General features: G+C 31.5%; 20 protein-coding genes and 1 pseudogene. 12 read left to right on the forward strand and 9 right to left on the reverse strand.

The genetic code is table 11. The features are described from left to right. Position 1 precedes the first annotated feature (1 nt). Complete coding sequence (locus ACUL40_RS28090) at positions 2 to 823, reverse strand: ParA family protein (protein ID WP_001018642.1); 822 nt, start codon at positions 821 to 823, stop codon at positions 2 to 4. A 1,658-nt stretch (positions 824 to 2,481) separates the two neighbouring features. On the opposite strand from ACUL40_RS28090, the gene ACUL40_RS28095 reads away from it, so the two are divergent. The 6 genes from ACUL40_RS28095 to ACUL40_RS28120 all read left to right on the forward strand — a co-directional run bounded on the left by ACUL40_RS28095 (position 2,482) and on the right by ACUL40_RS28120 (position 5,879). Then, positions 2,482 to 2,931 carry a PLAT/LH2 domain-containing protein gene (locus ACUL40_RS28095; RefSeq protein ID WP_445423103.1) on the forward strand — a complete coding sequence of 150 codons (450 nt, stop codon included), beginning with the start codon at positions 2,482 to 2,484 and terminating at the stop codon, positions 2,929 to 2,931. Positions 2,932 to 3,159: 228 nt separating this feature from the next. Then, on the forward strand, positions 3,160 to 3,348 hold the full coding sequence (locus ACUL40_RS28100; RefSeq protein WP_000571721.1) for a hypothetical protein: 189 nt from the start codon (positions 3,160 to 3,162) through the stop codon (positions 3,346 to 3,348). A 66-nt stretch (positions 3,349 to 3,414) separates the two neighbouring features. After that, positions 3,415 to 3,624, forward strand: coding sequence for a hypothetical protein (locus tag ACUL40_RS28105; RefSeq protein WP_071714744.1), 210 nt, complete (start codon positions 3,415 to 3,417; stop codon positions 3,622 to 3,624). 434 nt (positions 3,625 to 4,058) lie between these two features. After that, positions 4,059 to 4,775 (forward strand): polymorphic toxin type 44 domain-containing protein, encoded by a 717-nt coding sequence (locus ACUL40_RS28110; protein ID WP_445423104.1) that lies wholly within the window; start codon positions 4,059 to 4,061, stop codon positions 4,773 to 4,775. A 96-nt stretch (positions 4,776 to 4,871) separates the two neighbouring features. Next, on the forward strand, positions 4,872 to 5,225 hold the full coding sequence (locus ACUL40_RS28115; RefSeq protein ID WP_445423108.1) for a DUF5412 family protein: 354 nt from the start codon (positions 4,872 to 4,874) through the stop codon (positions 5,223 to 5,225). 309 nt (positions 5,226 to 5,534) lie between these two features. After that, positions 5,535 to 5,879: a hypothetical protein gene (locus ACUL40_RS28120; protein ID WP_445423105.1), complete on the forward strand. Its 345-nt coding sequence runs from the start codon at positions 5,535 to 5,537 to the stop codon at positions 5,877 to 5,879. A gap of 142 nt (positions 5,880 to 6,021) precedes the next feature. Here ACUL40_RS28120 and ACUL40_RS28125 read toward each other — a convergent pair whose 3' ends face one another. Next, positions 6,022 to 6,615: a TetR/AcrR family transcriptional regulator gene (locus ACUL40_RS28125; RefSeq protein WP_322360841.1), complete on the reverse strand. Its 594-nt coding sequence runs from the start codon at positions 6,613 to 6,615 to the stop codon at positions 6,022 to 6,024. Positions 6,616 to 6,994: 379 nt separating this feature from the next. Next, complete coding sequence (locus ACUL40_RS28130) at positions 6,995 to 7,459, reverse strand: DUF523 domain-containing protein (protein ID WP_000604767.1); 465 nt, start codon at positions 7,457 to 7,459, stop codon at positions 6,995 to 6,997. A 272-nt stretch (positions 7,460 to 7,731) separates the two neighbouring features. Between ACUL40_RS28130 and ACUL40_RS28135 the strand changes: the two genes are divergently transcribed. The 3 genes from ACUL40_RS28135 (at position 7,732) to ACUL40_RS28145 (ending at position 9,783) form a co-directional block, all read left to right on the forward strand. Continuing rightward, the gene (locus ACUL40_RS28135; protein ID WP_139847248.1) at positions 7,732 to 8,382 is read left to right on the forward strand and encodes a CPBP family glutamic-type intramembrane protease; all 651 of its coding nucleotides are present in this window, start codon (positions 7,732 to 7,734) and stop codon (positions 8,380 to 8,382) included. A gap of 63 nt (positions 8,383 to 8,445) precedes the next feature. Next, complete coding sequence (locus ACUL40_RS28140) at positions 8,446 to 8,757, forward strand: YbjQ family protein (protein WP_000637511.1); 312 nt, start codon at positions 8,446 to 8,448, stop codon at positions 8,755 to 8,757. Positions 8,758 to 9,147: 390 nt separating this feature from the next. Next, positions 9,148 to 9,783, forward strand: coding sequence for an MBL fold metallo-hydrolase (locus ACUL40_RS28145; protein ID WP_046952051.1), 636 nt, complete (start codon positions 9,148 to 9,150; stop codon positions 9,781 to 9,783). Between the two features lie 370 nt (positions 9,784 to 10,153). Here ACUL40_RS28145 and ACUL40_RS28150 read toward each other — a convergent pair whose 3' ends face one another. From ACUL40_RS28150 to ACUL40_RS28165, 4 genes are all read right to left on the reverse strand, one after another. Continuing rightward, on the reverse strand, positions 10,154 to 10,363 hold the full coding sequence (locus ACUL40_RS28150) for a hypothetical protein (protein WP_001021325.1): 210 nt from the start codon (positions 10,361 to 10,363) through the stop codon (positions 10,154 to 10,156). Positions 10,364 to 10,445: 82 nt separating this feature from the next. Next, entirely contained in the window at positions 10,446 to 11,006 is a 561-nt protein-coding gene (locus ACUL40_RS28155; RefSeq protein WP_445423106.1) for a hypothetical protein, read from the reverse strand. Between the two features lie 412 nt (positions 11,007 to 11,418). After that, positions 11,419 to 11,811 carry a hypothetical protein gene (locus ACUL40_RS28160; RefSeq protein WP_000564895.1) on the reverse strand — a complete coding sequence of 131 codons (393 nt, stop codon included), beginning with the start codon at positions 11,809 to 11,811 and terminating at the stop codon, positions 11,419 to 11,421. Positions 11,812 to 11,823: 12 nt separating this feature from the next. Continuing rightward, positions 11,824 to 13,005 carry a cytoplasmic protein gene (locus ACUL40_RS28165; protein WP_075676549.1) on the reverse strand — a complete coding sequence of 394 codons (1,182 nt, stop codon included), beginning with the start codon at positions 13,003 to 13,005 and terminating at the stop codon, positions 11,824 to 11,826. 60 nt (positions 13,006 to 13,065) lie between these two features. On the opposite strand from ACUL40_RS28165, the gene ACUL40_RS28170 reads away from it, so the two are divergent. After that, positions 13,066 to 13,449 (forward strand): DUF1433 domain-containing protein, encoded by a 384-nt coding sequence (locus tag ACUL40_RS28170; protein WP_000728334.1) that lies wholly within the window; start codon positions 13,066 to 13,068, stop codon positions 13,447 to 13,449. 133 nt (positions 13,450 to 13,582) lie between these two features. After that, positions 13,583 to 13,879 carry a WXG100 family type VII secretion target gene (locus ACUL40_RS28175; RefSeq protein ID WP_445423161.1) on the forward strand — a complete coding sequence of 99 codons (297 nt, stop codon included), beginning with the start codon at positions 13,583 to 13,585 and terminating at the stop codon, positions 13,877 to 13,879. Between the two features lie 143 nt (positions 13,880 to 14,022). Here the strand turns inward: ACUL40_RS28175 and ACUL40_RS28180 are convergent, their stop codons facing one another. Continuing rightward, positions 14,023 to 14,352 (reverse strand): 6-aminohexanoate hydrolase, encoded by a 330-nt coding sequence (locus ACUL40_RS28180; protein WP_445423162.1) that lies wholly within the window; start codon positions 14,350 to 14,352, stop codon positions 14,023 to 14,025. A gap of 139 nt (positions 14,353 to 14,491) precedes the next feature. On the opposite strand from ACUL40_RS28180, the pseudogene ACUL40_RS28185 reads away from it, so the two are divergent. Beyond that, a pseudogene (locus ACUL40_RS28185) lies at positions 14,492 to 14,608 on the forward strand (transposase); the annotation flags it as partial. Between the two features lie 313 nt (positions 14,609 to 14,921). Here the strand turns inward: ACUL40_RS28185 and ACUL40_RS28190 are convergent. Then, on the reverse strand, positions 14,922 to 15,440 hold the full coding sequence (locus ACUL40_RS28190; protein WP_016513719.1) for a DUF4352 domain-containing protein: 519 nt from the start codon (positions 15,438 to 15,440) through the stop codon (positions 14,922 to 14,924). Positions 15,441 to 15,641: the final 201 nt, after the last annotated feature.

Raw genomic sequence — 15,641 nt, forward strand, 5'->3', positions numbered from 1 at the left:
TTTACACACCAACCTTCATTTTTTCAAACATATCAATACGAGATAATAATTCATCACTAATTGTTTCGTATAGTTCAATTACATTCATATCATGTCTATCTTTTTCAGTAATACCATTCACATCAAATCGTTTAATACGCTCCATTTGAGGAACGATGTTTTTGAATAGGTTTTCTTCACCGAAAATTTCACGAGCGTTTTCCATGATATATTCGTCAACCTTACCATTGTTTTTTAATAGGACAGGAAGAATACCAACTACTTCAATATCAAGGTCATATTGCTCTTTTAACTTGATAAGCTCATTAACATAATTCTCAGCACCAGTAAGAGAACGTTCTTGTGTTTGTAGAGCAATTAGAACATAATCAGAAGCTACAACGGCGTTCTTTGTAACTTCTAATGACATTGGAGGAACATCGATAAATATGTAGTCGTATTTATGCTTTATCTTTTCAAGCAATCCTCTAAAGTAATGATCTTCTTCAGCTTCCGAAGAACAATTTTTATAAAGGAATTTTGCGAAGTCCTGGAAATCAACGTAAGAAGGAATTAAATATAAGTTATCCGTAATTTCTACTTCTAAGCCATCCAAGTTCCCCTCTTGTATACCTTTCATTAATGTTTTTTCAACAGTAACGATTTCATCAGGATTAAGGATTGATTTTGTTAACATTAAAGATTTTGTTGCGTTACTTTGTGGATCAAGATCAACTAGTAATGTACGCTTACCTTTTTTAGCAAATTCATAAGAGTTCAATACAGCATTTGTGGTTTTACCGACTCCACCTTTGTAATTACCTACAGTAATTGTAATGGCCATTTTTAACACTCCAGTTATAGTTTTTGAAATTTCCCTATATCCCTTTATAGAAATAGGGAAAAATAGAAATAGGGAAATAGGGATATTTCTAACTATAGAAATAGGGATATTTCTATATCTTTATGGAAATTATAACAATGATATTTGGGTTATGCAATAGAATCATAGAGTTAGTAATTAATAACAGAAACGTTGATATTAAAAGATTTTTCAGATGTATGAAATAGAGAGAGTTAAGTAATAAATATGAAATTTTTTAGAAGAGATAGTAGACGCAAAAATAACAAAAATAGGGAAATATAGATATAGGGAAAAGGGGAAATATCCCTATATCTATAAGTGGAAATAGGGAAATAGGGAAATAGGGATATTATTTAGAAAGTGCGCAAATTCGCTGTTTACAAAGGATAATGCTTGTTGTAACGTAGTAAACAACAAGCACCATTCTACAAAACAAAACATAATTTGATATTTTACATAAATGAAGATCAAGAAGATCGATAGAACAAAATTAAAAACAATTGAATATGAACACAAAACAAAAAGCCACTCCCGTATGCTAATGGCTACCAACCTTTAGCGGGAATGACTAGCTCTAGCAAGTGTACCACCACTTGACTAGAAAAACTGTATTCAACGACAGTGTTAACGTTTAAGTAGTGCACCAACACTTACCTTAAACAACTATGCCTTTTCACGAGGCTTCTTTGATATACCCATTTTATCTATTGTTTGACTAAAATTCAACTAGTAAATGCTAGAATTGTATTTTTTGTAGTCAAAAGATATATAACGGGCATCTCTAAACCTAGAAGTCTTGTGGATCTACAGGCCATTTAGGAATTGGAGATGCCTTTTTGTTTTTTTGTTCGCGTGGAATTGCCTGATACCACGTAAATAAAAACTGATAAGCCGTAATTCCGTGCTGCTATACATATAGGAGGAACGTATTACGTGCGTGGCTAGCTGTTGGTCGTGCAGGGGGTACAGAGTATGCGCCTACAAAAACAGCACCCCTCATTGGCATCCTGTTCTTCTGGTGAGGGTGGGCGAGAACGTGCCCAGGGACGAATCCCTAAAAGGTTCGGGTGGTTATCGTTAGCATTACGGTGCTAGGGAGTACATTCAGTTTGTCGTGTAGGGACGATATTACAAGGACAAGCCATAGAAAAAGGATGTATGCGGTGAAAATCGCTGAGTGAGCAGGGTCTATACATACGGATACCTTATAAGTGACCGCATGGCGAAAACAAAGACGCTTATCCATCTATTTTGATTGATTACTTTTTTTGTGATCTTTCAAAGTAGGGGATAAATCTGCCTTCCAGCCGTATTCCATAATCGTTCCCACATGATAAAAACCTTCAAGACCTTCAGTCAACATTAAATTCGAAGAAAAGCAGAAAAACATGAGATTGTTTAATACCTGGGGGAATGACTCACTAAGATAGAGGAATAAACAAGGGATTACTTACTTATTTAGTTAGAGGAAAAGGGGACGGATGGTTAGGATAGACCTTATTGCTGAATTTGGTTTTATATATCAGATATAGTACGTGAAATTTAAAGTATAAAAATTTATGTTTAGTATATGCTACTTGTTGAAAGAATTTGTTGTGGATTATTATCTTCATTATTTTTATTAAGGAGTGGTAATTATGGCTAGATATAAAATTCATTTTAAAACAGCAGATGAGGGTGGCGCTGGTACGGATGCTGCTGTTTTCGTAAGGTTATATGGAAAAAATAGGTATGTTTCTCCAATGTTTGGGGATTTCGATAGTCCTCGTGATGATTTTGAAACAGGTCAGTTAGATATTTTTACTTTACCTGTTGATATACCTTCTCATGATATTTGTGCTTTGGATGTTAGAATTGAATATGATGATAATGATCCTGGTGATCATCCAGAATGGAAATTAGAGTATATAAAATTGACAAGTGATGATATTAATAAAGAATTTACATTCCCTTGCAATGCATGGTTAGGTACTAAGGTACATCCTCATACTAAAGGTTATAGACTTCCTGAAGCTAGTTTACCTGAAGAACCTATACCAGTTAACAATGTTTTAAGCGATTCTGTACCAGTTATTGAAAGTATTTAATATACATTAAAGGTCTCGCTATTCCATGGTGAGGCTTTTTTATGTAAAAAGAAAAGACACCCTAAGGTGTCTTCCTCCGACTTGGACTATCCTGTATTAATGCTGTTCCGATTAATAAATTAAATTATAAAAATAATTTGTTATGCTTCCATGTACCCTAGCTGATATAATGTATAAGGCAATTATTGGTTAATAAAAGGTACATATATATTAGGAGGTACATAAACCATGATAGAGTTAGTTACGGCATTTTTCTTACTAATTCTCCATTCCATTGTTTATCTCTTTTCAAGTGGAGAAACTAAGCAAATAGCAAAAAAACATATAAAAGAAATTCTTAATAGTCCTGATGGAATAATAATATTAGTCTTTGCTGCGGCACTTTTAATCGGGGGGATTTATTTATTAACATTATGATTTCAGATATCTTAGTTTAAAACGTATAAGGAAATTAATAGCACGCATTAGGGAGGTACATAAGTAATGGAGCTAATAATTTCTTCATTTGTATTAGTCGTAGTATTCTTTATTCTTTCTATATCTTTAAGTGGTAAAGGTCAGCGAATTGCAAAAGAAGTTTTAAAAGAGCTTATTAATGGTCCTGAGGGGAAAATGTTGGTAGGTGCTGCTATGGGACTTGTAATTTCTGTAATAATTTTTGGTTATTGGTTTATGACGCTAATAAATTTTTAACTAAGAAGAAAAGTATTAGAGAAAACAAAATATTAAATAATACACAAGGATCTCGCCATTTCTGTTGGATGGTGAGTTTTTTAATGTACAAAAGAAAAGACACCCAAAGGTGCCTTCCTCCGACTTGAACGATATTAATCACCTTAAAGTAGACTGAATATTCTTTTTTCTTTTTATACATATACAAATATGGATAAATATGCTTTTGATATAAAAATAACGTTTTATATAAATTAATTAATAATTTGCGATAGATTTAGAGTATTATTTAATGAAAGATAATAGATATAGATAAGGTTAGCGTCTATCATTTAAAAAATGAATATTCAGTCTATAATTTATAAATCTAAAATATGGAAATATATTGTTTTTTTTAAAGAAAAATAATGTAATATATTAACTGTTATGAAAATTTTATACATAGGAGTGGGGATATGAAGAAATTTGCTACAATTTTAGGGGTGTCTACTATTTTATTATCAGGTGTGGCTTTAGCGCCAGCTTCGGCTTCAGCTGCGACAGATTATTCAGTTCCAAGTCTTACAGAGCAACAAATAAAAGAGATTAAAGAATATCAATTATCTCCTGAGCTAAAAGCTCAAGCAGATGCTGAAGTTCAAAGGATTGCAATTGAAACAGAGAAGGACGAGAAAAGATTAGGGCTTTCTCCTCAACAATTAGAAGCAAAGAGAATTCAAGCTGCAGATTCTCCTGTGCAAAGAGCCATTCCAGAAATCCCTAATATTACAGTCGACTTTTTTAATTTAATGCATGAAAATAAGAAAAGAATGGTTACACTACGTAATGCTGTAAAGCAGATGCCTCTAACTGCAGGTAAAGCATATCAATATTATACATTCACACAATTAGTTAAAAGTGGAGGTCCTTGGGATTATAAGCGAAAATATGGATTTAGCGCTCAATATATATTTAATAAAATGCGTATGACAGGAGAAGATATTGGTAATTTCCATTTTGGCTACCAAGGTAAAGCTGGTGGATTTACTGATTTCGAGCTGAAAGCAGGAGCGGGCGCTTATCAAGTTTGGTCAGGAACAGGCCAATGGGAATGGATAAAAACATATTTTGATGATCCAAATGATCAAAAGTGGATTCAAACAGGAATTGATTATTACGGATGGGGATATTAATAATATTTTAAACTAAAAAAGAACAAGATTACTATTCTTGTTCTTTTTTTGGTTTAATAGATTTATAAATTTGTAATTGGGAGAGAGAGAAATATGATAAAAAAAATTTTATTATCCGTGTTATTGATTCTTACTATATTAGGTGGTTTAGGTTATTGGAAGTTTTTCTCTTTAGCAGGACTCTCAGGTGGGGAGAAGATTGAATCTATAAAATCTCCAGACGAAGCCTATACTTTAAATATATACAGGCATAATGGTGGAGCGACTACTAGTTATGCTATAAGAGGAGAACTCATAGACCATAATAAAAAATTTATGAATAAGAAAAATATATATTGGAACTATCGTGAGGAGACAGCTACTGTTAAATGGCTAGATAATCATACAGTTAGTATAAATAAACATAAATTAGATGTAGAGAGAGAGACGTATGATTTTAGGAGAGATTAGTCTGAATTATTATTTGTAGATACTACTAAAAATTCGAATCAAATTGCCAAAAGGAGACTTTAATTAATGTCTTCTTTTTATTTTATAATTTGGTAATTTATTTATCTATAAAAGGTTGTTTCTTCATAAAGAAAAGACACCCAAAGGTGCCTTCCTCCGAGATAAACTATCCTGTATTACCGCGGTGACGATTAATACATTAAATTATAAAAATAATTTGTTATACTTCCATGTACCCTAGCTGATATAATGTATAAGGCAATTATTGGTTAATTAATAGCGCACATATATTAGGGAGGTACATAAGTCATGGTATTTATAATAGTGTTATTTTTCATATTTATAATCTCTATTATTCTTTCATTATTTTCAAAAGGTGAAACTCAGCAAGAAGCAAAAGAAGTTGTAAATGACATTGTTACCGGTCCTAATGGAAAAACACTCTTAATCGTTGCTGTGGTATTTGTAATCGGAGGGGTATTTATTGTTGGTAGTATTGTAAATAATGGTTATGAACAACCTTCAAATCCAAGTATGCGAAACGATCGTACCCCTTTGAAGTGTGCTCATTATGGTGGCGAATGGGACACCGGCGGTCTTTTTGGAGAAGCTAAATGTGTTTATAATAAAATTGATGAATCGGATAATAGGTAGTATATAAAGGTCTTATCTTTTTTATAGGAAGATAAGGCTTTTTTATGCATAAAGAAAAGACACCCTAAGGTGCCTTCCTCCGACTTGAATCATCTTAATTTTAATAATATGTATTGGACGCCAATCCAAATATTATTCTCTTTTAAACTTTAGAATAAGAATAAAGATGATGCTTTATTTGTTCAATAAAATAATGATAGTGTATATTATCGTTAGATACACGACTTGCCATAATAGCGCCCTCCATTGAAGATGCAAGAAAAGAAGCGAGCGATATAATGTCTATCCCTTCTTTAAGTTCTTGTTTCTCTATCCCTTCCTTTATGAGAGAGGCCATTAACATTACTGTATCATCATAACCTTTTGCGGCTGCTTTTTGTAATTCTGGAAATACTCCAGTACTTTCGATTGCGCTATTAAGTAATGGACAGCCTCCAGCAATAGGAGGATTATTAGCTGCATCTTGATATACAAGGAAAATTGCAAGGATTTTATCGATTGCTGTCTTTTTATTTTCCATCGCTTTATGAAAATGGTTCCACATAATTTCACCACTTTTGTCGTAGGCAGCAAGAACAATTTCTTCTTTATTTTTGAATCTACGATAAATAGATCCTTTCGGTAGTTCAGTGGCTGTCATTATATCCTGAATGGATGTGCGAGTTATCCCATTAGTATTAAATAAATATAAAGATGTTTCAATAATTTTTTCTTTTACCTTATCAACTTTAGTCATGCTTTGTAATCCTCCTAATGAAAACGATCCTAATATTCTAGGTAATGTTTACCCTCTATTTTCTTGATTTTTTTGTAAGTATAAATAAGTTCGGAACAGAAATATCTTATCAATCCCTATCTTATGAAAATCTCAAACAATACAGTTTGAAAAGAAGTTAATCAAATTATATTATCCATGTAAAATAAGTGAATTTGTTGGTTTGAAATTAAGTTTGATTAAAATTTAAGCGAACCCATTGATTTCATCACAAAAAAATCTCACGCATTTTGAAAAAAATTTGATTAAAATGCGTGAGTTGAAATTTTACAAGCTATTTATTTTTATAATAAAGTTTGATAATTTCGGTAAGCGAATTGTTAAAATTTTCCCTCTAATATTATATTTTATTAATTAATTTATCTAATTCTAATTCAGATATAACTTTAATGCCCTTACTTTCTAATAGAGCAGTCGTTACGCCGACTCCTGTTACCTTTTTTCCAACAAACTCACCACTATAAATTTCTTTACTGCCACAAGACGGGCTATATTCTTTTAAAACTACATGGCTAGCTTGCATTTCTTGTGCTAAATTTAAAGTCTTCATAGCACCATTTATATATAATTCCGTCACATCATTACCGGAACGTTCCATTACTTTTGCTTTGCCCTCTAAAACATCATATCCATCTCCGCCCAAGATTTCAGCTGGTTCTCTCGGTGTAACAAAACCACCTAATAACTCCGGGCAAACAGGTATCGCTTTCTTTTCATCAATTAATTTTTGAATTGTATCGTTTAAACATGCAGTACCATTATATCTTACTGGTTTTCCAGCTAAGCAAGAACTAACTAAAATCATGATGTACATCCTTTCAAATTCATATTCAATTATTACAACAACATTAAAAACTACCCTTTTCTTAACTATGCGAACATCTTAATATTTTTGCTTTTATTTTTATTTTATTAATAATTTATAAAAGGGGTTTAAAAAACTAGAAACTTATAGTATCATTAGTTTTCGAACCGAACCGTCCGGTTTGGTATTTATATAATTATATTTTAGAAGGAGAACCTAATGCAACAAGAAAAATCAAAGATTCTAAGTAATTTCATTATGGAGGTAATAAAGTGAGCTTTATAAAAACGAATACAAAAGAACTTATTATGCTAATAATTTATATACTGTTTGCACTACTTCAAATTGGCTTGTTCATATTATTTGGCATATCCCTTTTAACTAACAGTAATTTAGTTGAATCAGAATTTGCTCTTAGTGCCATCGGTTTGACTGTACCTGCTATTGTAGGAATCATTTTCTTTAGGAAAGAAATTATTGAAAGTTTTACTTATTTTAAAGAGAAAACAATTTTGAAAATAGTAAGCATTCCTATGGTAGTTTTACTTATGATAATTGTGGAAAATTCTATTATGCATTTTCTAAATACAGGTCAGCCAGAGAACCAAGAACAGATCCTTACAAATGGCGCAGAGATGCCTATTATATTCACATTACTTGTATTTGGGATTATAGGACCAATAATTGAAGAAATTATATTTCGTCATATATTAGTAAATCGTTTTTCGGAATATGTTGGTACTGCTATTGCATCCATCGTTTCGATTATAATTTTTACACTTCTTCACACGAACCAACTTTCGGATATTGCTATTTATTTACCTGGCACGGTAATGCTTACTGCGGCGTATCTTATTTCTAATAGATCCCTTGCATATGTTATAGCGATACATATGTTAAACAATTTTATTCCTTTTATTTAATTGCATATATCATAGAGAGACACATGCAATTGAATATTATAAAAAATTAGGAGGGTGTCAAACATGATTGTAACAACAACTTCTGGAATTCAAGGTAAAGAAATTATTGAGTATATTGATATTGTAAATGGTGAAGCTATTATGGGGGCCAACATTGTACGCGATTTATTCGCTTCTGTTCGTGATGTTGTCGGTGGTCGTGCTGGTTCTTATGAAAGTAAGCTAAAAGAAGCTCGTGATATCGCAATGGATGAAATGAAAGAACTTGCAAAACAAAAAGGTGCGAACGCTATCGTTGGTGTTGACGTAGATTACGAAGTAGTTCGTGATGGAATGTTAATGGTTGCTGTAAGTGGTACAGCTGTACGTATATAAGTAAATAAAAAACGGATCTCCCCTTGGAATTTATAATTTGAGGGGAATCCTGATTCAGTTGCAAATTTTAAAGAATAAAACGAGATGTTGATAAATCATTGTACGTCGAAAAACCACAGTTTGAGTGTAAACTGTGGTTTTTTTTATAGAGGCCCCATCCTATTACTATCAGGCAAAATTTTTTTAGTACCTCCTGTGTAGGGATAATAAAGTTGTTCAATTTCAGTAGAATAATTATTAAACAACCTTTCTTTTTCCGACAAGGTTTACAAGAATATTGTGTTAAATGATAATAGTAGTTTAAGATAGAATAAAGATGTTTTTAAATGTAAAGTTCTAATTGTATTTTATAGTAACTTCAGTAATGTAAACGCAAAGGAAGTGTACAACATGAAATGGATACGAATTCCTGTAGGACCACTTAAAGCAAATGCATACATTTTATCTAATGAAGATAAAGCATGCGTAATAATTGATCCTGGTGGCGAATCAGACAAAATTAATCAATACATAAAAAAACATGATTTAATCCCCAAAGCTATCCTTTTAACTCATGCTCATTTTGATCATATTGGGGCAGTAGATGAAGTAAGAAGCAAGTGGAATATCCCTTTGTATCTTCATCAGGCAGAACAGGATTGGCTCACTAACACAGAATTAAATCGTTCTGCTTTACCTGGTAGAATTAAAACTACGGCAAAATCAGCAGATTATCTGATTGAAATAGAAGAAGAGATTCATATCGATTCCTTTTCATTCAAAGTATTGTTTACCCCTGGGCACTCACCTGGAAGTATATCTTACTATATAAAAGATGAAAGTATTATTATCTCAGGAGATGTACTTTTTAAAGGTGGTATTGGACGAACGGATATAATCGGAGGAGATCAAAATAGATTAATGAAAACAATTCAAGAAAAACTATTTAGTCTGCCTGAAAAAACACTTGTTTTAAGTGGGCATGGAGACATCACAGATATTCAGACTGAGCGAAAACAAAACCCGTTTCTAAAAAATCTTAGATAATATTTCACCATAAAATAAAAAAAGTCTATTCTATAGGGTATTTCTTGTATAATAAAAGGAAAATTTGGAATAGATATCAATGGAATTTTAAAAAATGACTCCTGTTGGATACAGAAATCATCTTCTTGATATTGCCAACTTTTTTCACAATGTACTTTTTTAGAAAAAGAAAAACCACGCATACAGAAACTAAATTATTTTTTTACATGATTTTATTATAAATTAAACAACTTTATTATTCGTGATTATCTCCAGAACGAAATTTTGTGTTAATTTGTAACAAAAAGTTCTTTTTTTCATTTTGGGGTAATTCTGAAGTTGATGGGCATGTGGTTGTACCACTATAAAAAAAGACACCCAAAGGTGCCTTTTACGCTGTAATAAATTTAAATACATAGTACATAAAGAATAACAAAGATAGACTTGCTAATCTGCCAGCAATTGATTCTTTCATAAATTTCATAAGTATCACTTTGACAATCAATGCTAAGAATAACGGTATAAACAGTACCATAGCAAGTTTGATAGCTAAGTCGTTTATAGTTGGATTAAACGCTTCAAAGTTAATAATGATATTCACTTATCCCTCTTTTTATCTATTTATATTTATAATTAGATTTATATTGTTTTGACTAATAAAGAGACGTTAATTTGAGAACCATTTATTTTTGGATTATAAGAGTACTCTCACATTTACGACAAGCGATCTTCTCTTCTTCAAAAATGAATAGATTCTCAGCATCACATTCTGGGCATACAACTGCAAATGGTGTTTTTATATTTTTATAGCATAGGAAAGAAAAGAATGCCATGATTAGAGCAGGTATAATAAGCATCATAATTAAGAATAGGCCCGCAAAAACGCCTGTAATTATGGAAAGTGGTTTCATTAGTTTTCTACCTACGGAGTTTACTTGATTATCCTCTTTACGAAAAGCAGTAACAAGGTAAGTTTGGGTTTCTTTTACTGGCTCAAATGCATTTACCGTATTGTAATCTTGTTCATCCGTAGTGGGATAGGAAGTGTTTGGTCCTTGATATCCTCGTTGTATATAATAATTGTTTGACTCAGCTATTCGTGGTGTATACGAGATTCCAGTTCCAGGTACATAAGTTGTTGTTCTTGATTCAGGTGAAATAGAGTTCCCTCCCATACCTGTGTATGTAAAGCTAATTTTCACACCCGGGGAAAACTGGATAATTCTACGAAATTTATAACCCATAATATTGTATCCTCTCTATCTAATTAATAGAATTCTTTACTAATTATAACAAATTTATATTAATATATAAATTTACTAATTTGAGGCATTTTATGAGTCCTTTTTTATAAAAAAAGACACCCTAAGGTGCCTTCCTCCGACCTGATAACTACATTTTATGATTTCATTTTCTTTATTACATACCTTGCTGCAGACACAGGAGAAGTTAATGCTAGAATGTAGAGTTTTGCTTTTTCTTGGTTATTTACAGCGTTTTGAATGTATACTTTTGTTATATAAAATGAGGATATCAGGAGAATTGATGAGAAGTCAATAATTAAGGGGATATGAAAGTAAACTAATATTTAAAAGTTTACTTTCAGAAATAACAAAAAAAGAGTCCTATATTAAGAGGACTTTTTTTCTATTTCCCTTATTTTTTTCCGCAACTGTTTGCCAAGTGAACATGCTCATTAAAAATTTTATTGTTAATTTGTTTTTCATATTTTTTTAATGTTTCATTTATTTTACTACCAGTTTTACTTTCGAAACTTTTCTCTAGTTCTGATGCTATATCTCTTGTATTTGTTTGTAAATCGTGAAATATCCCTATGTTTTTTTGAAGAGCATATGTATCTTCTTTTATAATATCTATTGATTTAAACTCTACCTCTGTTTTTAACATCATACGCTGCATTTCTTTTTCAATTTGTTTTTTAGCAGCTTGTAATTCATCAACAACCTGATTTGCTAAATCTCCCGCAGCTCCTGCAGCATTTTCGATTTGTTTTTCTATCTTTTTAATTTCTCCCATAAAATCGATCATATAATTATCCCCTTATTTAATTTGAAAATTTGATGCTAATTGGTTGTCTTTATCTCTTAGTGAATTTGCTGCATCACTAATATCATCTCCGAATCGGCTTAAACTCTTTTGTTCTTTTTTTAAAAGATGGATTAATTCTTCTGCTAGGTTTGCGTCATGAAAATAGTCATTTCCACCTTTTCTAATTTTAGCAATTTGTGAGATGGCTTCATCTACTTCGTGTTCTTCTAATAAATGATATCTTCCACCTGGCCCTGTTTCATGTTTTAATTGATTTTTTAACTTTTGAACTGCTTCAGCTTCGTTTCTTTGAAACTCTTCTATATTTTTTGCGATATCTGATAATCGATTGCTGAGTGTTTGAATTTTTTTTGCTTGTTTTATAATATCTTCAGGTTCTAATTTTAATATGGGGCTTCCATTTGAATGAAAGGATCCCTGAAATGTATCTCTGCCGTGTCCGTCCATAGTTAAACGTGTAAAAAGTCCTTGTTTTGTATCGTTCTGTCTCACTGTGTATTGCTTACCAATTAGAGGTGCACCGAATTGAGTGTGGTTACCAATCGGGTCATTTTCATGTGTATAATCAGTTGCTTTATTTTCCATTTTCCCTTCATTTACCCGTTTTTTTGCTTCAGGACTTAGTATACGATAGGGATTCGGTGCAGCCCATGTAGTTGCATAACAATCTAATTCTGCAGCGATAAGGTCCGCTTCTGCACCACCTTTACTATGTCCAGTAGTATGAAGAGAAGAAGGGTTATATTTTGCTACGATGTCATTTTTTGCCCATTTTAATCCAGTATCAAATGATGTTTCAGAATTAGGTTTTATAGTTTGACTGTTACTTGGAGTAATTACTTTAGAATGTGTTTTAATTCCAAACGTAATCTGATCGATATCTGTTTCGAAATCTGCTAATTGGTTAGGCTCTGTCCCGCGAAATGCTAGGATTATATCATCATAATGTGTTGCATTTTCTTTGTAATCTTTTTTTGGTACTACTGCAATAGCTTCTAATCCATTTTTTACTTTTTGACAATCTGCATCAATTGATTCTATAACTACCCATATCTTACCATCTACCCCTTTTATTTCTTTACCTTTTTTTAAAACTTCGTCATCATAAACATGATCTGCTAATTTGAAATAATCTTCATCCGTTGCAATAGGATTTCTTTTAAATTCATTCATATGCTTCTCAACTCATTTCATGGTATATTTTAACTATATTCAAATACAAGGGGATTTTAAATGAAAAAGAAATTGGTAATTATTTTATCCATTATTTGTATTATAGCAGGAGGATATTTTACTATGGAATACTTAAAACAAAAAGAAAAAGAAGAAAAGTTTTGGAAGGCACAAGAGGCACGAGTAGAAAAGTATATTCATTACAATATTCAAGATGTAAAATCGATTACATTTAAAGAACATAGTGTAAGTCCAATGGGTGTTCCCAGATTAAAAGGTTATATAAATAATAATGAAGAATTGGATTTTATAGCTTATATTAGTACTACAGAAAATTTCGAAGATGATTTCACACGTTCTGGAGAACTTGGAAAACTTATAAAAGACCCTGAAAAGTCGGTATCTGAAATTGAAAAAGAAGAGAAGGAAAAGAAACAAGAGTAGTCTTTGTGATTACTCTTGTTTTTTATTATAGAAAAATAAAATATTTGAAAGTTTTTAACAATGCATTATAATATATTTAGTAAAATTAACCAAATACGCATTTTACTCATTATGTACTAAAGGGGAGATAAAAATGGCTGGACAAATTCGTATGTCACCAGAGGAGCTTAAATCGAAAGCGACTCGATATGGACAAAGTGCAAATCAAATTGAGGACATTTTACGTCAACTACAAAACTTACAAAATGAATTAAGAGGAGAATGGGAAGGCCGTGCATTTGAAGGTTTTGATCAACAGTTCAATCAATTAAAGCCAAAAGTACAAAACTTCGCACAGCTATTACAAGAAATTAATATGCAGCTTAATAAAACTGCAGAGGCTGTTGCTTCTCATGATGAAGAATTATCACGTAATTTCGGTTTGAAATAAGAAATGTTGTAATTTCTACATAAAATTCTTGGAAAATGATAGAAAGTAGACTAGTATTCAAAAGTTTACATTCGAAGATACATAATAAAAAACAGTAGTGAATTTTATACACTACTGTTTTTTTATTGTTTTTTGCAAGTGAATTATTTATATTCCTGTCTATATAATTTAAACGAATAAATAGCTCCAATAAAAAATACAAAAGCTTCAAATAATATAAAGATTTGACGGAAATTCTCAATATCTTTACCAACTAAAGAAATAAATATAGCATTCATTAGAATTTGAGTAGTAAACATACGAGAAGTAATTTTTAAATAAATAGCATTTGTTCTTTCATCTGGTTTACCAATTTTTTTGTAAATAATAATAAGTGCAATTACTGAACCCAAAAATAGAAGTACTGTAAGTCCTACAACGATATTAAAATTGCCTGTACTTTCTAACATCCATTTATTTAATAGATCAATCATTATTATCTTCCTTTCCTACATAAGAGAATATTTCATCCTTCTTTTTCACTATAATAAAAAAAGAAAAAGGAAAACATCGAACTTTCTTACAAACATTCGTGTATTCTTACAGTTTTGTCATTTTGTAAATGTATTCATCGCCTTGCCTTTCACTATTTTCTTTGGAAAACATAGTGAATTACGAGAAAGAGCGCTACAAGATCAACTTCCAAGAAGTAGTGCACTAAACCTCTTAATTAATGCAATTAGTTTGTTTTAAAGTAGTAAGTGGACAATACTTCTTAGTTGTAGAAAGTATCGAGATCCCTGTGCCAATTCCAGCGTTTGCTGCAGCTCTATTAATTGGTTAAGGAACTCCAAACAGCCCTACCTTTCAATTGATAACCCCTCAAGTGTATCAATACTTAGGGGTTTTTGTAATAAAGAAAAGACACCCTAAAACGCCTTTCTCCGACTTGAACCACTTTAATTTTAATAATATGTATTGGACTCCCGTCCAAACATTATTTTACTACATTAAGTAATGTCAGTTGTTAAGAAAAAAAGGCACTCTTTCGAGTACCTTTTTCCTATTCTACTTTTAAATTAATTTCTTTACCTGTCATACCGCCACTAGCTTTTAAGAAAAGTCCTTCAGCATCTTTTGGTATATCAAATACAATTTTCCCTGTCTGTGTTAGACCAGGATTTAATTGTTTTAAGAAGAAGTCAGTTTTTCCACCGTTAGCTAAGTCAAAAGATGATTGACCTTGTACAGAAGATGTGAATTCACGACCTTTGTTATCTACCAATTTAAAGCTGTTAGTATCAACAGTGATAGCGTCTTTTTGATTATTAGTAAGTGTAACTTCTAAAATCTTAAAGACACCTTGTGCTTGTTCTTTTGAGTATTCATTACCCACAGAATCTACTGTTTCCATAGATCCTACAGAGATTTTCACATCAGAAGATACACCCTCTTTTGATACTGCTTTAGTATCTGTTGAAGTTTTTTCTGTTGAATCTCCACCACCAGCAACCATAGCAATTATTCCGATTACAAATAAAGCTATAATGCCTAGGCATCCAAACTTAAATATTTTTCCCACGTTTGTTCCTCCAATTATGTAAAATGTAAGATTGCCACGTTAATAATAACAAATTAAATATCTTTATATTGTCATATTATGTCGAAAGGAAATAAAAAGATAGTTTAGAAGTTTTAGACTATATTGCTGTCCTATAATTTATTTTTTCCATCTATCTCTTATTCATAAAGAAAAGACACCCTAAGGTGCCTTCCTCTGACT

The organism is Bacillus sp. KNSH39 (genome assembly GCF_052656585.1).